The organism is Micromonospora kangleipakensis (assembly GCF_004217615.1).
GTDB lineage: Bacteria > Actinomycetota > Actinomycetes > Mycobacteriales > Micromonosporaceae > Micromonospora > Micromonospora kangleipakensis.
The window spans coordinates 3,914,835-3,935,895 of sequence record NZ_SHLD01000001.1; the positions used below are offsets into that span (position 1 = coordinate 3,914,835).

A 21,061-nucleotide genomic window follows, 5' to 3' on the forward strand; every position below is an offset into this window, starting at 1 on the left:
TCCCGCGAGGTAAGTTCGTCGCAGGCGATCGTGGAGGAGGCACCTGATGGCTACGCAAGAAGGCGGCCAGACCCAGTCCGGCAAGTCGACCCAGGGCGAGGAGATCGAGGACGTCACCGCGCAGGCCAACCCGGAGGTTGCCGAGCGCCACGCCGAGATCACGGAGGACGTCGACGACCTGCTCGACGAGATCGACTCCGTCCTCGAAGAGAACGCAGAGGAATTTGTCAGGGGCTACGTTCAGAAAGGGGGTGAATGATATCATGTGTCCGGTTCGTCCAGCGAATCGGCAAGATCTGTCCGCAGTGTGAGCGCCGCCTGTCCGTCACGGAGTTCCACCGCAACCGGCGGCGAGCGGACGGGCTGGCCTACTACTGCAAGACCTGCGCGGCGGCCCGCTCCGAGGCGAGCCGCCGTAAGCGCGGGATTGGCGCCCAGCGGAAGCCGGCGGCTCCGGTACCGGCCGGTCTGAAATGGTGCCCGGACTGCGACCAGGTCAAGCCGCTCGAGGATTTTCCGCGCACCAGAAAGTCGCCAGGGCGACACTCGTACTGCAAGCCGTGCCACAACAGCCGGACCAGGGAGACCAAGCAGCGGCTGCACGGCGGCGACCGCGAGTACCACCTGCGGCGGCGGTACGGGATCGGAGAGCAGGAGTTCCGGGAGCTTCTGGCCGAGCAGGGCGGCGTCTGCGCGGTGTGCGGCCACCCCGATCCGGAACATGTGGACCACGATCATCGCACCGGGTGGGTGCGCGGGATACTCTGCTTCAACTGCAACGGTGGTCTTGGCCAGTTCCGTGACAGTCCCGCGAGGCTGGCCAGGGCGATCACGTACCTGAGAGGAACCACGTGGCAGCGGGTTTTGATCCATCCGGGCGTCTTCCAGATGTGTTCACCAACGCGGGGACGTCCTCCTTCACAGCGTTCCTGAGCAAGGTGGCCCCCGAGATGCTGCCCGGCCGACGGCCGCTGCCGCCCGGTATGGCCGCCGACATGGCGCCGCACGCGACCACCATCGTGGCCATTGCGGCCGCCGGCGGCGTGGTGATGGCCGGCGACCGGCGCGCCACGATGGGCAACCTGATCGCCCAGCGGGACATCGAGAAGGTGCACCCGGCGGACGCGTACTCGCTGGTCGGCATCGCGGGCACCGCGGGCATCGGCATCGAGCTGATGCGACTGTTCCAGGTGGAGCTGGAGCACTACGAGAAGATCGAGGGCGCGATGCTCTCGCTCGACGGCAAGGCCAACCGGCTGGCCTCGATGATCCGCGGCAACCTGGGCGCGGCGATGCAGGGTCTCGCGGTGATCCCGCTCTTCGCCGGCTTCGACCTGGCCGCCAGCGACCCGACGAGGGCCGGTCGGATCTTCAGCTTCGACGTCACCGGCGGCCCGTACGAGGAGACCGGCTACGACGCGATCGGCTCCGGCTCGCTCTTCGCCAAGTCGGCGCTGAAGAAGCGTTTCCGGGCCGGCCTGTCGATCGACGACGCGAGGCGGCTCGCGGTCGAGGCGCTCTACGACGCGGCCGACGACGACACGGCGACCGGTGGCCCGGATCTGACCCGCCGGATCTACCCGGTGGTGATGACGGCGACGGCGGAGGGCACCCACCGGCTCACCGACGCCGAGACGGCGACGATCGCGGAGAGCGTCGTCTCCGGCCGGATGGAGAACCCGGGCGGCTGACCCCGCTCCCACCTGACCAGTCAGCAGTCCGCAGCACAGCGCCCGAAGGAGAACCGCCGCCGTGGCCATGCAGTTCTACGCCTCGCCCGAGCAGATCATGCGCGACCGCTCCGAGCTGGCCCGCAAGGGCATCGCCCGGGGTCGCAGCGCGGTGGTCCTGAGTTACGAGGGTGGGGTGCTCTTCGTCGCGGAGAACCTCTCCAGCACCCTGCACAAGGTCAGCGAGATCTACGACCGGATCGGCTTCGCCGCGGTGGGCCGGTACAACGAGTTCGAGAACCTGCGCCGCGCCGGGGTGCGGATGGCCGACCTGAACGGCCTGAGCTACGACCGGCGGGACGTCAACGGCCTGGCCCTGGCGAACGCGTACGCGCAGACCCTGGGTGCGATCTTCACCGAGCAGTCGAAGCCGTTCGAGGTGGAGATCTGCGTGGCCGAGGTGGGCGCGACGCCGGAGGACGACGCGCTCTACCGGCTGACCTACGACGGCTCGGTCAACGACGAGCCGGGCCGGATGGCGATGGGCGGCCAGGCCGAGTCGATCTCCGGGGTGCTCAAGTCGCAGCACCGGCCGGACATGTCGCTCAGCGAGGCGGTCCGGGTGGCCATGCAGGCGCTGAGCAGCGTCGGCGGGGAGGGCGGGGCGTCGCGGACGATCGCCGCCAACCAGCTCGAGGTGGCGGTCCTGGACCGGCGCCGGGTGGGGCGGACGTTCCGCCGGATCACCGGGGCGGCGCTGACGGGGCTGCTGGACGGCGAGGCCGGCGCGGACGGTGCGCCCGCTGCCGGGCGGGCGAAGACGCCGACGGTGCCGACGGAGGAGGCGAACAAGCCGACCACGTCGGCGGGCTCGGCCGACCTGGAGGGCCAGCAGACCGAGCAGCCGGAGGCGTAACGGGCGGGTCGCCGCCGACCGGCGTCGCGGACCCCGACCGGCGTCGGGGTCCGGCGAGCCGTCAGCGGTGCGGCTTGAGCGGCTCCCACCAGGCCCGGTTCCGGCGGTACCAGTCGACGGTGGCGGCGAGGCCCTGCTCCAGGTCGACGGTGGGGGACCAGCCCAACTCGCGGTGGCTGGTGGTGCTGTCCAGCGAGTAGCGCCGGTCGTGGCCCTTGCGGTCGGCGACCGGTCGGACCCGGTCCCAGCCGGCGCCGCAGGCGGCCAGCAGCCGCCCGGTGAGCTCCCGGTTGGTCAGCTCGGCGCCGCCGCCGAGGTGGTAGACGCCGCCGGCGCGCCCGCGGGTCTGGGCCAGCGCGACGCCGTGGCAGTGGTCGTCGACGTGCAGCCACTCCCGGACGTTGCCGCCGTCGCCGTAGAGCGGCACGTCGTGCCCGTCGAGCAGGTTGGTGACGAAGAGCGGCACGATCTTCTCGGGGTACTGGTAGGGGCCGTAGGTGTTGGCGCCCCGGGTGACGACGACGTCCAGGCCGTGGGTGCGGTGGTAGGCGAGGGCGAGCAGATCGGCGCCGGCCTTGGCGGCCGAGTACGGCGAGCTGGGGTCCAGCGGCGCCCGCTCGGTCCACGAGCCGGTGGCCACGGAGCCGTACACCTCGTCGGTGGAGACCTGCACCATGCGGCGTACGCCGTGCCGCAGCGCGGCGTCGAGCAGGGTCTGGGTGCCGACCACGTTGGTGGTGACGAAGGCCGCGGCGCCGGTGATGGACCGGTCCACGTGTGATTCGGCGGCGAAGTGCACGACGACGTCGTGGCCGCCGACGACGGCGTCGACCAGGGGCGCGTCGCGGATGTCGCCGTGGACCACCCGCAGCCGGGGGTCGGTGCGGACGGCGTCGAGGCTGCCCTCGGTGCCGGCGTAGGTGAACGCGTCGAGCACGGTGACCGCGTCGATGTCGACGTCGAGGGCCGGCTCGGCGCCGCGGAGCAGCCGCCGCACGTACGCCGATCCGATGAAGCCGGCGCCGCCGGTGACGAGGATCCTCACGGCTGGGAACGTACCGGCTCGCCGGTCGGGGCGCGGCGGGACCGCCGGTGCCGCGGGGCGCGCGGGACGGCCGCCGATGAGACGGCTGGGTTGAGCGCTGCCCATGTGGGGCCTCGGGCGGCTAATGTCACATCATGGAGCGGCGAATCTTCGGCCTCGAGACCGAGTACGGCGTCACCTGCACCTATCGCGGGCAGCGCCGGCTTTCCCCCGACGAGGTCGCGCGGTACCTGTTCCGGCGGGTGGTGTCGTGGGGCCGGTCGAGCAACGTGTTCCTGCGCAACGGGGCCCGCCTCTACCTGGACGTGGGCTCGCACCCGGAGTACGCGACACCGGAGTGCGACTCGGTCACCGATCTGGTCGCTCACGACCGGGCCGGTGAGCGGATCCTGGAGGGGCTGCTCGTCGACGCGGAGAAGCGGCTGCACGACGAGGGCATCGCGGGTGAGATCTACCTGTTCAAGAACAACACCGACTCGGCCGGCAACTCGTACGGCTGCCACGAGAACTACCTGGTCTCCCGGCACGGCGAGTTCGGCCGGCTCGCCGACGTGCTGATCCCGTTCCTGGTCACCCGGCAGTTGATCTGCGGAGCGGGGAAGGTGCTGCAGACCCCGCGCGGGGCGGTCTACTGCCTGTCGCAGCGGGCCGAGCACATCTGGGAGGGCGTCTCCTCGGCGACCACCCGGAGCCGACCGATCATCAACACCCGGGACGAGCCGCACGCCGACGCCGAGCGGTACCGGCGGCTGCACGTGATCGTGGGCGACTCGAACATGAACGAGGTGACCACGCTGCTGAAGGTGGGCACCGCCGACATCGTGCTGCGGATGATCGAGGCCGGGGTGGTGATGCGGGACCTGTCGCTGGAGAACCCGATCCGGGCGATCCGCGAGGTGTCGCACGACATCACCGGCCGGCGCAAGGTGCGGCTGGCCTCCGGCAAGGAGGTCAGCGCGCTGGATATCCAGCAGGAGTACCTGGCCAAGGCGACCGAGTTCGTGGAGCGGCGCGGCGGCGACCAGACCGCGAAGCGGGTGGTGGAGCTCTGGGGCCGGGTGCTGCGGGCGGTGGAGACCGGCGACCTGGACCCGGTGGCCCGGGAGATCGACTGGGTGACCAAGCTGAAGCTGATCGAGCGGTACCAGCGCAAGCACGACCTGCCGCTGTCGCATCCGCGGGTGGCGCAGATGGACCTGGCGTACCACGACCTGCGGCGCGGCCGCGGCCTGTACGGGCTGCTGGAGCGGCGCGGCGAGGTGGACCGGGTGGCGACCGACCCGGAGATCTTCGAGGCGAAGGAGACCCCGCCGCAGACCACCCGGGCGCGGCTGCGCGGTGAGTTCATCCGGCATGCGCAGGAGAAGCGGCGGGACTTCACCGTCGACTGGGTGCACCTGAAGCTGAACGACCAGGCGCAGCGGACCGTGCTCTGCAAGGACCCGTTCCGGGCGTACGACGAGCGGGTGGAGCGGCTGATCGCCAGCATGTGACGGCGAAGGCGGCGGGTGCCGGGGGGCGCCGCCCGTCCCGGTACGCTGGCGACGCGATGAACACTTCCGAACCCTCCGGCCGCGACAGCGGCACCGAGAAGCTGAACTGGATCGACCGCCGCCGCGAGAAGATCCGCGCCGAGATCGACCGCAACCGCCGCGGCGAGTACACGGTGCCGACCTGGGTGCTGGCGGCGGCGCTGGTCCTGATCGTGGGCGCCTGGCTGGCGCTGATCCTCTTCGCCGGCTGACCCGTTCCCGGCTGGTCGCCCAGCCTGACGAGGTGCGGGTCGGCTGAGGGTGGCGCGGCCGGGACGGCCTTGACAGTGCCGCCGGGTCATGATCGTCTATGTCTTTCGCCGGGCTCGATCGCGGGTGGGACATGCCGGTCGCGGAGCGGAAGGGAGCGTGACGTCATCGCGCACATCGATCTCGGCTTCGACGAGCGGCAGCACCCCGGCATCCGGGGGCTGACCCGGTTCCGCCCGGAGACCGCCGGGCCGCTCAACGCCCTGGCGGAGACGCTGCTGCGGGCGCCGCACCCGACCCTGACGCCGGGGGAGCGGGAGCTGATCGCCGCGTACGTGTCGGCCCTGAACGACTGCGGCTTCTGCCGCGCCTCCCACTCGGCGACGGCGGCGGCCCAACTGCCGGCGGGGATGTCCCTGGTCGAGCAGGTGCGCGCCGACGTGGACGCCGCGCCGGTCGGGGAGAAGCTGCGGGCCCTGCTGCGGATCGCCGCCGCCGTCCAGCGCGGCGGCCGGGAGGTGACCGGCGAGCTGGTCGACGCCGCCCGGGCCGCGGGCGCCACCGACCTGGAGCTGCACGACACGGTGCTGATCGCCGCCGCGTTCTGCATGTACAACCGGTACGTCGACGGGCTGGCCGCGTTCACGCCGGAGGATCCGCGGGCGTACGAGATGGCGGCCCGGCACCTTGTGGCGCACGGCTACGACGCGGGCTGACCCCGCCGCCGGTCAGCCGCTGAGGCGGGCCGCGTGCCGGCCGGCCGCCGCCGCGGCCAGGAAGTAGGCGTGGTCGGCGGCCAGGCCGCGACCCATGGTGGACAGCGCAACCGGGGCGGCGCGCAGCGCGGCGTCGAGGCCGTCGGTGGGCACCCGGACGATCGGGTGCCGCCCCGCGAGGGGGGCGAGCGCCGCGTCGACCGCCGCGGCGAGCGCCGGGTCCAGGCCGTCGGGCACGACGAGGTCCGCCGCCGCGAGCGCGACCCGGCCGTACGCGGTGAGGCTGTGGTGGGAGACGCCGCGGTGCCGGGGGCGGGGGTCGGCGCCGGAGATCCGCAGCGAGCCGACCGGGCGGCCGCCGAGGGTGGCGACGGCGTTGACCGCCTCGCCGACGGCGACGCCGGAGAAGCCCCAGCGGGTGCCGGTGCCCAGGTTGCCGGGTCCCTGGGCGACGATGGCGACGTCGGCGCGGAGCACGTGCCGGGCGGCGAGCAGCCCGCTGTGCAGGGTGCTGGCCTCCAGGTCGCCGCCGAAGGCCTGGCCGACGCTGACCGTGCCGGCGAGGTGGTCGGCGAGCCCGGCGAGGGTGCGGGAGAACCAGGCGGGCAGCGCCCCGCCGTCGGTGAGCAGGTACGCCACCCGGGCGTCCGGGGCGTCGGCGTGGATCCCGGCGAGGATCGCCGGCAGGGCGGAGTGCAGGTCGGCGGTGACCACCGGCATCCCGTCCAGGCTCTCCGCGGCGGCGAGCAGGTCGTGGTGCGGGGAGGCCTCCTCGTCCACGCCGAGCAGGATGGGTTGCAGCGGGGTGTAGCGGGCCTTCACCAGGTGGCCGGCGTCGCGGGTGTCGAGGGCCCGCGGCGGGTCCGGCGGCAGCCGGTCGGGCAGGGCCACGACCAGGGCGTACCCGCCGGTGCCGAGGCCCATCAGCAGGGCGCCGGCGTTGAGCAGCACCCGGTCGCCGGGCTCGGGGTCGCCGACCAGCGCCGGGTAGGCCAGGGCGCGCATCCGGGCGCCGTCGGGCAGGTCGACGTCGAGTTCCGCCGCGCCGGCCCACCGCCGCCGCACCGCCGTGACCGTTCCGGACCGCCATCGCACCATGCCCGGCACGCTATCCGCGTCCGCCGGGCCGGGCGTCCCCGGGTCAGGACTGGCCGCCGGCGCCGGCCTCCTGATCCGCCGGACGATCGCCCTCGTCCTGGGTGCGGCGGGCGCGTCGGCCGCCGGCGCCGGGCATCGACCGGGTGGGGTCGAGGAAGACGTACCCGATCTCCGGGTACCGGTCGGTGAGCCGGCGCTCGGCCTCGTCCGCGGCGGCCTCGATGTCGGCGCCGGTGGCGTCGTCGTGGAAGTCGACCTTGGCGGCGACCAGGATGTCCTCCGGGCCGAGCAGCATGGTCATCAGCGTGTCGACCCGGTCCACCGTCGGCAGTCCGGCCAGCTCCCGCTCGATCTCCCGGTGCACGCGTTCCGAGACGGCGCGGCCGACCAGCAGCGAGACGTTGCTCCGGGCCAGGATGGTGGCGACCGTCAGCAGCAGCACGCCGATGAGGATCGAGGCGATGCCGTCGTAGAGCTCGTCCCCGGTGAGGTGGGAGAGCCCGAGTCCGGCGCCGGCGATCAGCAGACCGATCAGGGCGGCGCTGTCCTCCAGGAAGACCGCCTTGACGGTGGTGTCGGCGGTCAGCCGGAGATAGCGGCGCGGGCTGGCCCGCCAGCGGCGGGACTCCCGGCGGACCTGCCGGACCGCCCGGGTCAGGGAGACCGACTCGATCACGAAGGAGACCGCCAGCACGAGGTACGACGCCAGGTAGGCACCGGTGTGCTCGTGCATGATGATCGTGGTCACGCCGTGGGTGATGGCGAAGCCGGCGCCGGCGACGAAGGTGAACAGCGCGGCGAGGAAAGCCCAGACGTAGCTCTCCTTGCCGTACCCGAAGGGGTGGCGGGTATCGGCGGGCCGCGCGCCCCGGCGTAGCGCCAGGTAGAGCAGCACCTCGGTGGTGGTGTCGGCGACGGAGTGGGCGGCCTCGGAGAGCATCGCGGCTGACCCGGAGATCAGCCCGGCGACCAGCTTGGCGACGGCGATGGCGAGGTTCGCCGCGCCGGCGACGACGACCGTGCGGACGCTCTCGGTCCTGGCTTCCGCTTCCGCCATGCGCTCACCCTATGGCCGGTTCCGGCCGGCCGCCCGACGACTGGAGACCGGTCCACAGGCTGTGGCGTGGCTCGCCCCGGCCCCGACGCTCCGCGCGCCGCGCCCGCGGGTGCACACCCACGGCGCGCGGGCTGCTAGCGTTCACACGTGTCGCGGAGCCGTACTGAACGCCTGGTCAACCTGGTGATCTGCCTGCTCTCCACGCGACGGTTCCTGACCGCCGCGCAGATCGCCGCGACCGTGCCCGGTTATGAGCACGATCCGGACGACGCCAAGGACCACGAGGCGTTCCAGCGCAAGTTCGAACGGGACAAGGCGGAGCTGCGCGAGCTGGGGGTGCCGCTGGAGACCGGAACGGCGAGCGTCTTCGACGCCGAGCCCGGTTACCGGATCGCGCACCGCGAGTACGCGCTGCCCGACATCCCCCTGGAGCCGGACGAGGCCGCCGCCGTGGGCATCGCCGCCCGGCTGTGGCAGCACGCCGGCCTGGCCGCGGCCGCCTCCTCCGGGCTCGCCAAGCTGCGCGCCGCCGGGGTGGACGTGGACCCGCAGGCCACCCTGGGGCTGGAGCCGATGGTCACGGTCGACCCGGCGTTCGCCCCGCTGACCGCCGCGGCCAGGGACCGGCGGGAGGTCAACTTCGACTACCGGGTGCCGGACCGGGACGCGTCGAGCCGCCGCCGGCTGCAGCCGTGGGGTGTGGTCTGCTGGCGCGGCCGGTGGTACGTGGTCGGCCACGACCTGGACCGGGACGCCACCCGCTGCTTCCGCCTGTCCCGGGTGGTCGGCGCGGTCCGGGTGACCGGCCAGCCCGGGGCGTACGATCCGCCCGCCGGGGTGGACCTGATCAGCCACGTCGCCCGCTGGTCCGGGCCGGTGGAGCGGACCGGGCGGGCCACCGTGCTGGTCGCGCCGGGCCGGGCCGCCGGGCTGCGCCGCTGGGCGGTGGAGAGCACCACCGGGCCGGACGGCGACCGGCTGGTCCTGCCGTACGCCGATCCGGACTCCCTCGCCGGCCAGCTCGTCGGGTACGGCCCCGACGTGCGGGTGCTGGATCCGCCGGAGGTCCGCGAGGCGGTCATCCAGCGGCTGAAGGAGATCGCCGCCCGGCACGACGAGCTGGCGGTGGCCGGGGGTGCCCGGTGACCCGCCCCGCGGCCCGCGGCGGCCGCGCCTCGGCGGACCGGCTGGCCCGGCTGCTGAACCTGGTGCCCTACCTGCTGGCCCGGCCCGGCATCGAGATCGCCGAGGCGGCCGGTGACCTGGGGGTGACCGAGCGGCAGCTGCGGGAGGACCTGGAGCTGCTCTGGGTGTGCGGGTTGCCCGGTTACGGCCCGGGTGACCTGATCGACATGGCGTTCGACGGTGACCGGGTGACCATCACCTACGACGCGGGGATCGACCGGCCGCTGCGGCTCACCCCGGACGAGGCCCTCGCCCTGGTGGTGGCGCTGCGGATGCTCGCGGAGACCCCGGGCGTGGCCAACCGGGAGGCCGTCGAGCGGGCCCTCGCCAAGATCGAGAACGCGGCCGGTGACCTGGTGGCCGCCCCGGTGGAGGTCCGGCTGCCCGGCGACACCGCCCGGGTGCGGGAGCTGCGCGCCGCGGTCGAGCGCGGCCGCGCCCTGCGGATCACCTACTACACCGCGGCCCGGGACGAGACCAGCGAGCGGACCATCGACCCGCTGCGGATGCTGATGGTGGGCGGCCGGGCGTACGTCGAGGCGTGGTGCCGGCGGGCCGAGGCGGTCCGGCTGTTCCGGGCCGATCGGATCGACGCGGTCACCGAGCTGGCGGAGGCGGCGGTGGTGCCGCCGCAGGCCCGCCCGCACGACCTCTCCGACGGGGTGTTCCGCCCCTCGCCGGACCTGCCGCTGATCACCCTGCGGATCGGCCGGGGCGAGCGGTGGATCACCGAGTACTACCCGTGCGAGCGGGTCGAGGCCGACGGCGAGCAGTGGCTGGTGTCCCTGCGGGTCACCGACCTGGGCTGGGCCCGCCGCTTCGTGCTCGGGCTGGGCCCGGACGTCACGGTGGTCGCCCCGGCGGAGCTGGCCGAGCAGGTCCGCGCCCAGGCGGTCGCCGCGCTCGACGCGTACGCGACGCCGGCGGCGCCCGCCGATCCGGCGGGGGCGGCGGTCACCCAGTAGGCTGACCGCCGTGGTGACGTGGATCGTGCTCGCGGTGGTGCTGTTCGCGCTCGTCGTGCTGGCCCTGGCGGTGCGGCCGGTGCTGGCGCGGCTGCCCCGGCTGCGCCGGGCTGCGGTGGCGCTGCAGGGGCGGCAGGCCGAGGCGGAGGCGTTGCAGGCCCGAGCTGCCACCGCCCAGGAGCGGGTGGCGTTGATCAAGGCCAAGCGGGGTAAGTGATCGATCGGTGTCGGTCCCGGGCGCGTCAGCTGCGCGTTCGGCGGCCGTTGCGCGCAGGAACGCGCCCCGCAGACGGTTGACGGGACACTCCGGGTTGGTCGAGACTTCACCGGCCGGGCCCGCACCGACCGACCCGGCGGGGTGGCAAGCGCTCTCGACGCACGTACGATGGGCTGCGACCGCCCCTCAACGACTCAGAGCGACTGGAGCTTCCCATGGGTGCCCTCAAGCCGTGGCACATCGCCGTACTCGTGGTCGTGCTGATCCTGCTCTTCGGCGCGAAGCGGCTCCCCGACGCGGCCCGCTCGCTGGGCCGCTCGCTGCGGATCATCAAGGCTGAGACCAAGAGCCTGCACGACGACGACCGTGACCTGGCCGAGAAGGCCGACGCGCAGGCCGGCTACCAGCCGCTCCAGCCGTACGCCGGTCAGCAGCCGCAGCAGGGTTACGCGCCGCAGCAGCCCCCGCAGCAGCAGCAGTACGCCCCGCAGCCGCAGCAGCCGGTCGCCCCGCCGGTCGACCCGGTGCAGCGCGTCCGCGACAACTGACCGAAGGGCTCAGCACCGTGGCCTTCGCGCTCCGTAAGCGCGGCCCGAGCACCTTCGAGCGGGCCGCCGACGGCTCGATGACGCTCATGGAGCACATCCATGAGCTGCGCAACCGCCTGTTCCGCGCCTCCCTGGCGATCGTGGTCGGCTTCGGCTTCGGCGTCTGGCTGTCCGGTCCGGTGCTGCACCTGCTGCAGAAGCCGTACTGCGACCTGCCGAAGGCGCGGCTCGTCAACGGCACCTGCAACTTCGTGCAGCTCGGGCCGGCCGACCTGTTCCTGTTGCAGATGAAGGTGGCGCTCTGGGTCGGGCTGATCATCGCGGCGCCGATCTGGCTGTACCAGCTCTGGGCGTTCATCGCGCCGGGCCTGCACCGGCACGAGCGGCGGTACGCGTACTTCTTCACCGGCCTGGCGGCGCCGCTGTTCGGCGGCGGCGCGGTGCTGGCCTACTTCGTCACCTCCAAGGGCCTTGAGTTCCTGCTCAACGTCTCCGGTGGCGGTGACATCACCACGACGCTGGACATCACCCGGTACATCTCGTTCGTCACGAATCTCATCCTGCTGTTCGGGGTGGCGTTCGAGTTCCCACTGATCGTGCTGATGCTCAACTTCGTGGGGCTGGCCAGCGCGAAGCGGCTGTTCGGCTGGTGGCGGGTGGCGATCTTCGTCTTCTTCGCCTTCTCCGCGGTGGTCACCCCGACGCCCGATCCGTTCGGCATGACCGCGCTGGCCATCTGCCTCTCCGCGCTCTACTTCGGCGCGGTGGCGGTGGCCTTCCTCAACGACAGGCGGCGCGGCCGGGGTCGGGAGATCTACTCGGACCTCAGCGACGACGAGGTGTCGCCGCTGGACCTGACCGCCGAGCCGGTCGAGGCCGGTGCGCGGGTGGAGACGGTCGCCCCGGTCGGGGCGCCGGAGCCGGTCGCCGCGCCCGCGCCGATCGAGCGCCGCTACGACGACATGACCTGACCGGGCTCCTCGGAACACCGACGCGGACGCCGCCCCGACCGGGGCGGCGTTCGGCGTAGCCGGGGGTGTGCGCCGGACCGGTCACAGCCGCGCCAGGAGACGGTCGAGCGCCGGCGGCACCCGGGCGGGCGGGAGCGCGCCGGCGAGCAGGTCGGCGTACCGCGCCTTCCGTCCGGACCGGGTGCCGATGAACCGGTGGAGCTGAGCGGCGAGCGGGCGGACGAATCCCTCCTCGGCGACGTCGTAGAGGCCCGCGAGGTCGCGGCCGAGGCCCCGCGGGCCGAACAGGTCGAGGAAGTGCCCGATGTTGGTGATCCCGCCCATCGGCACGATCGCCACCCCGGCCAGGGATCGCCCACCCCGCCGCGCCACCGCCTCCAGCGCGTGGCGATCGCTGGTACCCTCCACCAACACCACCGTGCGCGCCCGCAGACCGGCCGCCCGGTGCAGGCTGGTCCGCAGATCCACCGCCCACCTCCCGCCGATCTCGATACCCTGCCCGCGCCCGCGCCGGCCGGCAACCGGTATCCGGCTCGGGTGCACCGGCACGACGGTGATCAGTCCCGGCATACTGGCCCGGTGATCGACAACGGATCGCCGGGCCGACCGGACCTCTCCTCCGCGCTGCGGTTCCTCAGCGAGCTGATCGCCTGGGTGGCCACGCCGTGGGCGCTCGCCCCGCACTCGGTGCCGCTGGCGGTCGCCTCGGTGGTCGTCCTGGTGGGGCTGCCGACCGTCTTCGCCACCCCCGGCGACAAGAACCACGTCCTGGTCCCCGTGCCCGGGGCGGTCACCATCGCGCTGGTGGGGTTGCAACTGGTCGCCGCGGCGGTGTCGGCCTGGTTCGCGTGGCCGTGGCCGGCCGCGCTGGTCGTGACCGCCGTGGCGCTGTCCACCGTGGTCACCGAGCTGCCGCGCTGGCGTCGGCTCGCCCCGCTCGGCCCCGAGGGCCGGCCCTCGCACCGACCTGCCTGACCCGCCCGCGGCCGGCGACTACCTCGCCGGCCGGGCCGAGCGGGACCTGTGCCAGCGGGCCCACCGACGGGCGGCGACCCGACCGCGCGTCGGCGGACCGGGCCGGGCGGCGTCAGGCCACCCGGCGGATGCTGCCCGCCGGCGGGGCCGGCACGGCGCCCGGGTGCAGGATCCCCGCGATCGCCTCGACCCCGTCGACCAGCCGGGGGCCGGCCCGCACGATCAGCCCATCCGCGTCGACGGCCCAGACCTCCGCGTCCGGGAAGTGCGGGACCACCGCCGCGGCCTGCTCGGCCGCCCCGTCGAGGTGGAAGCCGCACGGGGTGACCAGCACGACCTCCGGCGCCGCCGCCCGCAGCGCCGCCCAGGTGGTGGGTGTCGAGCGGGCGCCGGGGTGGGTGGCCACCGGCTTGCCGCCGGCGGCCCGGACCTGGTCGGGGATCCAGTGACCGGCGCCGAACGGCGGGTCCACCCATTCCACCACCGCGACCCGGCGCCGGGCCCGGCCGGCCACCGCCGCGCTGACCCCGGCCAGCCGCGCCCGCAGGCCGTCCACCAGGGCCTCCGCCCGATCCGGTACGCGGGCCGCCGCCCCGACCGCGAGGATGGTGCCGAGCACCTCCTCCAGCGTGTACGGGTCCAGCGACAGCACGTCGGCCCGGCAGCCGAGGTGGTCCAACGCGTCGGCGACCCGCCCGGCGGGCAGGGCACAGACCCGGCACAGGTCCTGGGTGAGGATCAGGTCGGGGTCGAGCCCGGCGAGCGCGCCCGCGTGCAGGGTGTAGAGGTCGGCGCCCGCGGCGAGCTGCCCCTTGACGTACGCGTCGATCTCGCCGGGGCTCATCCCCCGGGTGTCCCGGCCGCCCACGACGACGGTCTTGCCGGCCCGGTCGGCCGCCGGCAGCTCGCACTCGAAGGTCACCCCGACCAGGTCCTCGGCGAGGCCCAGGGCGTAGACGATCTCGGTGGCGGACGGCAGCAGGGAGACCAGGCGCATCCCGCCATCCTGCCCGCCCACCGCAGGCACCCCGCGCCGCCCCCGCAGTTGCCCGATCCGGACCTCTCCACGCTGGCCCGGCGATAGGCTGGGTCGGCGCCGGGAGGGCACGGACGCGTCGGTCGTCGCCGCTGCACGGGTCGCCACGGTCCACCTCGGGGCCGTCCGCCCCGACGGCGATCTCGCGGGAGGCGGTGCGGTGTCGGATCCCATCGGAGCGTTCTTCGACCGACTCGCCGGCGGCGGGTACGAGCGTCTGCTGCGCAAGACCCGCGGTACCGTCCGGTTCGAGCTGACCGGAGACGACGGGGTCGACCTCTGGCACCTGACCATCGCCGACGGGCGGGTCGCGGTGTCCCGGGAGCCGCTTGACGCGGACGCGCTGATCTGCACCGACCGGGCCACCTTCGCGCGGATAACCCGGGGCGAGGCGAAGCCGCTGGCGGCGTGGCTGCGCAATGACCTCACCATCGATGGGCAGTTCGGCTTCGTCGTCCTGCTGGAGCGGCTCGTCGCCGCGCCGCCGGGGGCCCGGCACCCGCGCGCCATGGCTGGCGACCGGCAGGAGTCGGCGTGAACCCGAATGTGGCCCGGGTGCTGGACGGCAACATCTTCGTGCTCAGCGGGGACAACGGTGACATCGAGGCGACCGCCGCCAACGTGTGCGGCTTCTTCGACTTCGACACCCGCTTCCTGTCGCTGTGGCGCCTCCGGCTGAACGGCGAACGGCTGAACCCGCTCTCCATCGCCGAACGGGACTACTTCGCACTGCGATTCTTCCTGGTGCCGGGCGAGCCCACCCATTACGTGGACGCGAAGGCCTCGGTGATCCGGGAGCGGTCCATCACCGGCGGCATCTTCGAGGAGCGGCTGACCGTGCTCAATCACGACCGGGAGCCGGTGGAGTTCAGCGTACGGCTGGAGGCGGCGAGCGACTTCGCCCCGATCCAAGCGGTCAGCGAGGAGCGTGAGCCGGTGGGACGGCTCTATCGGCGCGTCGAGGAGGGCTGTCTGCGGCTCGGCTACCGCCGGGAGAAGTTCCACCGGGAGACGGTGATCTCGGCCGACGAGCCGGCGGCCGTCGACGAGAACGGGCTGACGTACACCGTGCGGGTGGACGCGAACGGGGAGTGGACGACGACCCTTCGGGTCCGGGCGCTGGTGTTGCGGCCGGACGGCCGGGACGTTCGGGAGCAGCTGGACCGGCCCCCCCGGCGGACCAACGCGGAGCAGCAGGACGACCTGGCGGGCTGGCTGGCCCGGGCGCCGCAGCTGAGCTGCGACTGGGACGCCGTGACCACTACCTACCGCCGGAGCCTGGTCGACCTGGCCGCGCTGCGGTACTCCCCGCTGACCCTCCCGGACCAGGCGATGCCCGCCGCCGGCCTGCCCTGGGTCGCCACCATCACCGGGCGGGACAGTATCCTGACCAGCTTCCAGGCGCTGCCGGTCGCCCCGGAGCTGGCGGTGGCCACCCTGCGGATGCTCGGCATCGACCAGGGCTCGGTGCTCGACGACTTCCGCGACGAGGAGCCGGGCAAGATCCTGCGCGAGTTCCGCTACGGCGAGCAGGCGGCCTTCGAGGAGCGACCCGAGTCGCCGTACTACGGCAGCGCCGACGCCACCCCGCTATACGTGGTGCTGCTCGACGAGTACGAGCGGTGGACCGGCGACGCCGCCCTGGTGCGGGACCTCGAGGACGAGGCCCGGGCGGCGCTGAACTGGATTGACGAGTACGGCGACCTCCTCGGCGACGGCTACGTCCGCTACCAGCGGCGCAACGCGCGGACCGGGCTGGAGAACCAGGGCTGGAAGGACTCGCCGGAGGCGATCTGCTACGCCGACGGCCGGCTGCCGGCACCGCCCCGGGCCACCTGCGAGCTGCAGGGGTACGCGTACGACGCGAAGCTGCGCGGGGCCCGGCTGGCCCGCGAGTTCTGGGGCGATCCGGCGTACGCGGACCGGCTGGAGCGGGAGGCGGCGGCGCTGCGGGAGCGCTTCGAGCGGGACTTCTGGATCGCCGACCGGGGTTACTACGCGCTCGCGCTGGACGCCGACGGCCGGCAGGTCGACGCGCTCGCCTCCAACATGGGGCATCTGTTGTGGAGCGGCATCGTCGAGGAGTCCCGGGCCGCGCAGGTCGCCACGCACCTGCTCGGCCCCCGGCTCTTCTCCGGCTGGGGGGTGCGGACGCTGGCCGACGGGCAGGCGCGGTACAACCCGCTGGGCCACCACGTGGGCGCGGTCTGGCCGTTCGACAACGCGCTGATCGCCTGGGGGCTGCGCCGCTACCGCCTCGCCGAGGAGGCGGGGCGGATCGCCGAGGGGATCATCGACGCGGCGTACCACTTCCAGGGCCGGCTGCCGGAGGCGTTCGCCGGCTATCCCCGGGAGCTGACCCGCTACCCGGTGCGCTATCCGGCGGCGAACAGCCCGCAGGCGCTGGCCACCGGCGCGACGTTCCTGCTGCTGCGGGCCCTGCTCGGGCTGGAGCCGGCCGGGGAGCACCTGGTGATGGCGCCGCGGGTGCCGGCCCGGTTCGGCCGGGTGGAGCTGCTGGACATCCCCGGGCGGTGGGGCCGGATCGACGTGATCGGCAGCGGGTTGGCCCACGCGGACGGCGGGCGATGGTGAGCCCGGCCACCCTCGCGGCGCGGCGGGTTGGTGGTCGTTCCGGGTCGGTCTAGCGTTCGCCGGGGCGCGCCGTCGGCGCCCGACAGCCCATCACCGCCCACCCGGAGGACTCCCTTCATGCGCGCCACCGTGATCCACGGCCCGAACGACATCCGCATCGAGGAGGTGCCGGACGCCGCCGTCCGCACCTCCACCGACGCCGTCGTCCGCACCGTGCTCGCCTGCATCTGCGGCAGCGACCTGTGGGCGTACCGCGGAGTGGCCAAGCGCCAGCCCGGGCAGCGGATCGGTCACGAGTTCCTCGGCGTGGTCGAGGCCGTCGGCGCCGAGGTGACCTCGGTCCGGGCCGGCGACCTGGTGGTGGCGCCGTTCGTCTGGTCCGACGGGGTCTGCGACTTCTGCCGCGAGGGCCTGCAGACCTCCTGCCCGCACGGCGGCTTCTGGGGCGAGCCCGGCTCGGACGGCGGCCAGGGGGAGGCCGTCCGCGTCCCACACGCCGACGGCACCCTGGTCAAGCTCCCCGCCGAGGCGGCCGGCGACGAGCGGCTGCTCACCGCGATGCTGGCCCTGTCCGACGTGATGTCCACCGGCCACCACGCCGCCCTGGCCGCCCGGGTCCGCCCCGGCGCCACCGTCGCCGTGGTCGGCGACGGCGCCGTCGGGCTCTGCGGGGTGCTCGCCGCCCGGCGGCTCGGCGCCGAGCAGATCATCGCGCTGGGCCGGCACAGCGCCCGCACCGACATCGCCCGCTCCTTCGGCGCCACCGATGTGGTCGCCGAGCGGGGCGACGCCGCGATCGCCGCGGTCCGGGAGCTGACCAAGGGGCAGGGCGCGCACGCCGTGCTGGAGGCCGTCGGCACCGAGGAGTCGATGCGTACCGCGATCTCGATCGCCCGCGACGGCGGCGCGGTCGGTTACGTCGGCGTGCCGCACGGCGGCAGCGCCGGCGTCGACATCGGCCAGATGTTCGGCCGCAACGTCGCGCTCGGCGGCGGCGTGGCGCCGGCCCGCGCGTACATCCCGGAGCTGCTCGCCGGCGTGCTGGACGGCACCATCGACCCGTCGCCGGTCTTCGACCGGTCGGCGAGCCTCGACCAGGTGCCGGACGGCTACCGGGCGATGGACGAGCGCACCGCGCTCAAGGTCCGCATCACCTTCTGACGAGGGTCGTCACCGGTCCGGGGCGTCGACGGCGGGCTGGGGCCAACCACCGAGGCAGAAATACGGGCCACGCAGCGCGCCGCCGGACTGTCCGCGGTTACGCTGCGTGGCCGGGCGGGCAGCTCGTCGGCGGGACGGAGCCACCGGGCCCGACCGACGACGACCTGCCGCGCCGTGCTCCCTCCGGCCACCTGCGGCCGACGTCGCGCCCCCGTTCCTCGCCACGTCCTCCGGAGGCCGCCGGGGGAGCGCCCTGGCATCACGTCGTGCCAACCCCGAACGGGCGTGGCCACGGCGGTTGCCAAAGGCGGTCGTAATCGTACGCATGCGTAAAGTGGAGCTGTCAATGCTTGATTCCGGTTCGGGCTCTCGTGTAAACGTTGGCTTCCGCCGCGCGAGGAGTCCCCATGCCTGAAGCCCCCGAGCCACCTGGCGACACGTTCGCCGAGCGTCTCGACTGGCTGTTCCGCACCTCCCGGGATCCGGCCGGCAGGCCGTACAGCGTCCGGTACGTGGCCACCGAGCTGACCCGCCGTGGCTGCCGGATCTCCCACACCCATCTGAGCAACCTGCGGCAGGGGCGGGCCCCCGACCCGCGGCGGTCCGTCGTGGACGCCATCGCCGGCTTCTTCGGGCGACCGCCCGCCTTCTTCGCCGAGCAGGCCGGCAGCCAGGACGAGGGTGACCTCGTCCACGCCCTGGCCGATCCGCACATCAAGCAGGTCGCCATGCGGCTGGCCGACGCCCGGCTGTCACCCGAGGGGCACGCGGCGGTGGTAGCGATGATCGAGCAGGTGCAACGGCTGGAGGCCGCGGCGCGCCGCCGCCGGGACGACCAGCGGCACGACCTCGAACGGTCCGCCGCCGGTGACTGACGTCCTGGCGCCCGGGCACCGAGCGGTCACCCCGGGCTGCGTACGCCTGGACCGGTGGTGGCGGCTCGGCGGGACCGCCCCGTGGTGTCGCGGCTCCACCGCGGACCACATCCTGGTCGGGTCGCCGGGTCCGAGCCTGCACCGGGACCATCTCGCCCTGCACGGCGTCGGGCACATGGTCTTCGGCCACGTCGGTCACCCGGCGGTCGCGCAGGGCCTGCGTGGCGTGCTGGACGGTGCCGACCTGGCGGCCCTGCGCGAGCGGTCGACGCGGGTCGTCTACACGCCCGACGAGGAGTGGCAGGCCGAGGTCTTCGCCACCCGGGTGCGGCAGCTGGCCGTCGTCGCGCGCCCCGGCCCACCCGCCGGCGCGGAGCGGGTGCTGGCGAACCCTGCCACGGTGCTCGAACACCGGCCACGCCGGCCGCGGTCGACGGGAGAAGGCGATGCGACGTAGGAGCGCCCTCGGCGACCTGCGGGACCAGTCCGAGCGACTCCTGGCCGCCCTCGACCTGCCCGCGACGTTCACCTTCGCCGAGCTGCACGACCGGATCGAGCGCCGCCGGGGCCGCCCGGTGCACCTGATCGCCCAACATCTGCCGGCGCTCGCCCCGCACGGCCTGTGGGTGGCCGGCGAGTTCGCCGACTACGTGTTCTACGACGCCAGCGCCAGCAAGGTACGGCAGAGCCTGATCATCGGCCACGAGTACGGGCACATGATGTTCGACGACGTCTCCGTGCCGGGCGACCTCGACCAGCTCGCGGCCATGTTGATGCCGGCGGTGGATCCGTCCGTGCCGCAGATCATGCTGGCCCGCAGCGGGTACGACGAACCGGTCGAACGCCGGGCCGAGATCTTCGGGACCGTCGCGGTGCAGCGCGCCGAGTCCTGGTCGGAGATTCCGGCCACGACGCCGGCGGACCCCGAGGTCTCCGCCCGGCTGATCGCCACGCTGGAAGGCCGGTGGCCCTGATGTCGGGGATCGTCCCCGTCGCCATGGTCGTCGTACCGCTGGCCTGCTGGGGGATGAGCCTCTACAAGCTGCGCGATCTGGCCCGCGATCCCGGCAACCGACCGCTGCGCGCGCTCTGCGTGGCCCTGTGGTCGATCACCCTTGCGCTCACCGTCCAGCCGGTCGGGCCGTGGCTCGACCAGCGCCTGGGCGTGCTGGACGTGGCGCGGCTGACCGGCAACTGCCTCACCCTGGTCTGTGTCACCGCGGGGCAGGCGTTCCACCTCTACATGACGGGCACGGACGCCGCCACCGAGCGGCGCGTCCGACGGCGCTCGGTGCTCCTCGCGATCGCCGTGGCCACGATGATCGTCCTGTTCATCCGCACGCCGCCCGCGGCCGACCTGGCCGATCCGCGCGTGCTCTCCCGCGCCTACTACGCCGAACCGTTCGACGCCCCGTGCCTCTACGTGTACCTGGCCTACCTGGGCTGGTCGCTCGCGCAGATGGCGCTCCTGGCAAACCGGTACGCCGGCATCGCCCACCGGCCGCTGCTCCGCTTCGGACTCCGGCTGATCACCGTCGCCGCGATGTGGGGGCTGCTGTACGTCGCGGGCAAACTGGTCGCCGTCGTCGCGGGGGTGTTCCAGCCGGGCCTCGTCCCGGCCGTCGACTCGCTGGTGATCCTCTGCTTCACCACCTCGATCCTGCTGGCGCTGATCGGCTCCACCATCCCGTCCTGGGGGCCGCTGGTGGGTCTGTACCGGCTGTGGGCGTGGGCGGGTGCGCTGCGCGACTACTACCGGCTCCATCCGCTGTGGCGGCGCATCCACGCGGTGCTGCCGCAGATCGCGCTTCTCCCGCCGCCGTCCGGGCTGCGGGGCTTCCTCTCCGTCGCCCGGGACGCCTCGCTGCGGCGGGTCAGGATCACCGTGGAGATCCTCGACGGGTACGCGGGCCTGCGGCCGTGGATGTCGGCGGAGGTGGCCGCGGCGGCCCGGCGGGTGGCGCGCGAGCAGGGCCTCCCGGTCGAGGAGCAGGCCGTGGTCGTCGAAGCCGCGGTGATCGGGGCGGCGCTGCGCGCCCGGCGGCAGGGCGGATCCGCCGCCGTGCCCGGAGATCCGGCCGTGGAGGTGCCGTTCCAGGACCCGAAGGCCGGTGACCTCGGCGCGGCTGACCAGGTGACCTGGCTGGCCCGGGTCGCCCGGGCGCTCGCCACGCCGACGGTCGAGATGATCATCGCGCGGGCCGCGCCGCCGGTCGGCATGGGGACGCCGGGACCCGCCGGGCGGCCGTAGCGGCGTCTCCCCTGGTGGACGGCGTGGGTCGTACCGTA

The 21,061-nt window shown here is 73.8% G+C and carries 25 protein-coding genes; 20 read left to right on the forward strand and 5 right to left on the reverse strand.

Annotated elements, in window-relative coordinates; translation table 11 throughout:
- Positions 1-46 precede the first annotated feature (46 nt).
- From EV384_RS18810 to prcA, 4 genes are all read left to right on the forward strand, one after another.
- Complete coding sequence (locus EV384_RS18810) at positions 47-259, forward strand: ubiquitin-like protein Pup (protein WP_089014758.1); 213 nt, start codon at positions 47-49, stop codon at positions 257-259.
- Complete coding sequence (locus EV384_RS18815) at positions 256-933, forward strand: endonuclease VII domain-containing protein (RefSeq protein WP_130335131.1); 678 nt, start codon at positions 256-258, stop codon at positions 931-933. Before EV384_RS18810 ends, EV384_RS18815 begins: the two co-directional genes overlap by 4 nt.
- Entirely contained in the window at positions 852-1,691 is an 840-nt protein-coding gene (gene prcB / locus EV384_RS18820; RefSeq protein ID WP_207232365.1) for a proteasome subunit beta, read from the forward strand. The genes EV384_RS18815 and prcB overlap by 82 nt, the downstream gene beginning before the upstream one ends.
- Before the next feature lie 61 nt (positions 1,692-1,752).
- Positions 1,753-2,586: a proteasome subunit alpha gene (prcA, locus tag EV384_RS18825; protein ID WP_130335134.1), complete on the forward strand. Its 834-nt coding sequence runs from the start codon at positions 1,753-1,755 to the stop codon at positions 2,584-2,586.
- A gap of 61 nt (positions 2,587-2,647) precedes the next feature.
- On the opposite strand, the gene rfbB is transcribed toward prcA, so the two are convergent.
- A complete protein-coding gene (rfbB, locus tag EV384_RS18830) occupies positions 2,648-3,631 on the reverse strand; it encodes a dTDP-glucose 4,6-dehydratase (RefSeq protein WP_130335136.1) in 984 nt (327 codons plus the stop codon).
- A gap of 134 nt (positions 3,632-3,765) precedes the next feature.
- On the opposite strand from rfbB, the gene pafA reads away from it, so the two are divergent.
- From pafA to EV384_RS18845, 3 genes are all read left to right on the forward strand, one after another.
- Positions 3,766-5,124, forward strand: a complete 1,359-nt coding sequence (pafA, locus tag EV384_RS18835; protein ID WP_130335138.1) for a Pup--protein ligase — start codon at positions 3,766-3,768, stop codon at positions 5,122-5,124.
- Between the two features lie 56 nt (positions 5,125-5,180).
- On the forward strand, positions 5,181-5,375 hold the full coding sequence (locus tag EV384_RS18840) for a hypothetical protein (RefSeq protein WP_130335140.1): 195 nt from the start codon (positions 5,181-5,183) through the stop codon (positions 5,373-5,375).
- Positions 5,376-5,540: 165 nt separating this feature from the next.
- Positions 5,541-6,089, forward strand: coding sequence for a carboxymuconolactone decarboxylase family protein (locus EV384_RS18845; protein ID WP_130340673.1), 549 nt, complete (start codon positions 5,541-5,543; stop codon positions 6,087-6,089).
- Between the two features lie 12 nt (positions 6,090-6,101).
- Here the strand turns inward: EV384_RS18845 and EV384_RS18850 are convergent, their stop codons facing one another.
- Positions 6,102-7,187: a DUF3866 family protein gene (locus EV384_RS18850; RefSeq protein WP_130335142.1), complete on the reverse strand. Its 1,086-nt coding sequence runs from the start codon at positions 7,185-7,187 to the stop codon at positions 6,102-6,104.
- 43 nt (positions 7,188-7,230) lie between these two features.
- Positions 7,231-8,244, reverse strand: a complete 1,014-nt coding sequence (locus EV384_RS18855) for a cation diffusion facilitator family transporter (RefSeq protein WP_130335144.1) — start codon at positions 8,242-8,244, stop codon at positions 7,231-7,233.
- 147 nt (positions 8,245-8,391) lie between these two features.
- Here EV384_RS18855 and EV384_RS18860 point away from each other — a divergent pair, with 147 nt between their 5' ends.
- The 5 genes from EV384_RS18860 to tatC all read left to right on the forward strand — a co-directional run bounded on the left by EV384_RS18860 (position 8,392) and on the right by tatC (position 12,130).
- Positions 8,392-9,390: a helix-turn-helix transcriptional regulator gene (locus EV384_RS18860; protein WP_130335146.1), complete on the forward strand. Its 999-nt coding sequence runs from the start codon at positions 8,392-8,394 to the stop codon at positions 9,388-9,390.
- On the forward strand, positions 9,387-10,394 hold the full coding sequence (locus EV384_RS18865) for a helix-turn-helix transcriptional regulator (protein ID WP_130335148.1): 1,008 nt from the start codon (positions 9,387-9,389) through the stop codon (positions 10,392-10,394). The genes EV384_RS18860 and EV384_RS18865 overlap by 4 nt, the downstream gene beginning before the upstream one ends.
- Before the next feature lie 10 nt (positions 10,395-10,404).
- On the forward strand, positions 10,405-10,611 hold the full coding sequence (locus EV384_RS18870) for a hypothetical protein (RefSeq protein ID WP_130335150.1): 207 nt from the start codon (positions 10,405-10,407) through the stop codon (positions 10,609-10,611).
- 215 nt (positions 10,612-10,826) lie between these two features.
- The gene (gene tatA / locus EV384_RS18875) at positions 10,827-11,159 is read left to right on the forward strand and encodes a Sec-independent protein translocase subunit TatA (protein WP_130335152.1); all 333 of its coding nucleotides are present in this window, start codon (positions 10,827-10,829) and stop codon (positions 11,157-11,159) included.
- Between the two features lie 17 nt (positions 11,160-11,176).
- Positions 11,177-12,130: a twin-arginine translocase subunit TatC gene (gene tatC, locus EV384_RS18880; RefSeq protein ID WP_130335154.1), complete on the forward strand. Its 954-nt coding sequence runs from the start codon at positions 11,177-11,179 to the stop codon at positions 12,128-12,130.
- 81 nt (positions 12,131-12,211) lie between these two features.
- Here the strand turns inward: tatC and EV384_RS18885 are convergent, their stop codons facing one another.
- Entirely contained in the window at positions 12,212-12,598 is a 387-nt protein-coding gene (locus EV384_RS18885; RefSeq protein ID WP_242624151.1) for a TOPRIM nucleotidyl transferase/hydrolase domain-containing protein, read from the reverse strand.
- A 111-nt stretch (positions 12,599-12,709) separates the two neighbouring features.
- Between EV384_RS18885 and EV384_RS18890 the strand changes: the two genes are divergently transcribed.
- Positions 12,710-13,105 carry a hypothetical protein gene (locus EV384_RS18890; RefSeq protein WP_074316118.1) on the forward strand — a complete coding sequence of 132 codons (396 nt, stop codon included), beginning with the start codon at positions 12,710-12,712 and terminating at the stop codon, positions 13,103-13,105.
- Positions 13,106-13,217: 112 nt separating this feature from the next.
- On the opposite strand, the gene EV384_RS18895 is transcribed toward EV384_RS18890, so the two are convergent.
- Complete coding sequence (locus tag EV384_RS18895; protein WP_278045609.1) at positions 13,218-14,123, reverse strand: ABC transporter substrate-binding protein; 906 nt, start codon at positions 14,121-14,123, stop codon at positions 13,218-13,220.
- Between the two features lie 178 nt (positions 14,124-14,301).
- Here EV384_RS18895 and EV384_RS34910 point away from each other — a divergent pair, with 178 nt between their 5' ends.
- The 7 genes from EV384_RS34910 (at position 14,302) to EV384_RS18930 (ending at position 21,023) form a co-directional block, all read left to right on the forward strand.
- Positions 14,302-14,679 carry an SCP2 sterol-binding domain-containing protein gene (locus EV384_RS34910; RefSeq protein ID WP_165439976.1) on the forward strand — a complete coding sequence of 126 codons (378 nt, stop codon included), beginning with the start codon at positions 14,302-14,304 and terminating at the stop codon, positions 14,677-14,679.
- Positions 14,676-16,736 (forward strand): amylo-alpha-1,6-glucosidase, encoded by a 2,061-nt coding sequence (locus EV384_RS18905; protein ID WP_130335158.1) that lies wholly within the window; start codon positions 14,676-14,678, stop codon positions 16,734-16,736. The genes EV384_RS34910 and EV384_RS18905 overlap by 4 nt, the downstream gene beginning before the upstream one ends.
- A gap of 117 nt (positions 16,737-16,853) precedes the next feature.
- Entirely contained in the window at positions 16,854-17,897 is a 1,044-nt protein-coding gene (locus EV384_RS18910) for a zinc-dependent alcohol dehydrogenase family protein (RefSeq protein ID WP_130335160.1), read from the forward strand.
- Between the two features lie 407 nt (positions 17,898-18,304).
- Positions 18,305-18,772, forward strand: a complete 468-nt coding sequence (locus EV384_RS18915) for a hypothetical protein (protein WP_130335162.1) — start codon at positions 18,305-18,307, stop codon at positions 18,770-18,772.
- Positions 18,765-19,229: a hypothetical protein gene (locus EV384_RS18920; protein ID WP_130335164.1), complete on the forward strand. Its 465-nt coding sequence runs from the start codon at positions 18,765-18,767 to the stop codon at positions 19,227-19,229. Before EV384_RS18915 ends, EV384_RS18920 begins: the two co-directional genes overlap by 8 nt.
- The gene (locus EV384_RS18925) at positions 19,219-19,746 is read left to right on the forward strand and encodes a hypothetical protein (RefSeq protein WP_130335166.1); all 528 of its coding nucleotides are present in this window, start codon (positions 19,219-19,221) and stop codon (positions 19,744-19,746) included. Before EV384_RS18920 ends, EV384_RS18925 begins: the two co-directional genes overlap by 11 nt.
- Positions 19,746-21,023: an MAB_1171c family putative transporter gene (locus EV384_RS18930; protein WP_130335168.1), complete on the forward strand. Its 1,278-nt coding sequence runs from the start codon at positions 19,746-19,748 to the stop codon at positions 21,021-21,023. Before EV384_RS18925 ends, EV384_RS18930 begins: the two co-directional genes overlap by 1 nt.
- Positions 21,024-21,061 lie beyond the last annotated feature (38 nt).

Excerpts from the sequence above, each read along its gene's own strand:
- EV384_RS18810 (WP_089014758.1), top strand. The coding sequence starts at position 47 with ATGGCTACGCAAGAAGGCGGCCAGACCCAGTCCGGCAAGTCGACCCAG.
- EV384_RS18815 (WP_130335131.1), top strand. The coding sequence starts at position 256 with ATGATATCATGTGTCCGGTTCGTCCAGCGAATCGGCAAGATCTGTCCG.
- pafA (WP_130335138.1), top strand. The coding sequence starts at position 3,766 with ATGGAGCGGCGAATCTTCGGCCTCGAGACCGAGTACGGCGTCACCTGC.
- EV384_RS18840 (WP_130335140.1), top strand. The coding sequence starts at position 5,181 with ATGAACACTTCCGAACCCTCCGGCCGCGACAGCGGCACCGAGAAGCTG.
- EV384_RS18850 (WP_130335142.1), bottom strand. The coding sequence starts at position 7,187 with ATGGTGCGATGGCGGTCCGGAACGGTCACGGCGGTGCGGCGGCGGTGG.
- EV384_RS18855 (WP_130335144.1), bottom strand. The coding sequence starts at position 8,244 with ATGGCGGAAGCGGAAGCCAGGACCGAGAGCGTCCGCACGGTCGTCGTC.
- tatA (WP_130335152.1), top strand. The coding sequence starts at position 10,827 with ATGGGTGCCCTCAAGCCGTGGCACATCGCCGTACTCGTGGTCGTGCTG.
- EV384_RS18910 (WP_130335160.1), top strand. The coding sequence starts at position 16,854 with ATGCGCGCCACCGTGATCCACGGCCCGAACGACATCCGCATCGAGGAG.
- EV384_RS18915 (WP_130335162.1), top strand. The coding sequence starts at position 18,305 with ATGCCTGAAGCCCCCGAGCCACCTGGCGACACGTTCGCCGAGCGTCTC.
- EV384_RS18925 (WP_130335166.1), top strand. The coding sequence starts at position 19,219 with ATGCGACGTAGGAGCGCCCTCGGCGACCTGCGGGACCAGTCCGAGCGA.
- EV384_RS18930 (WP_130335168.1), top strand. The coding sequence starts at position 19,746 with ATGTCGGGGATCGTCCCCGTCGCCATGGTCGTCGTACCGCTGGCCTGC.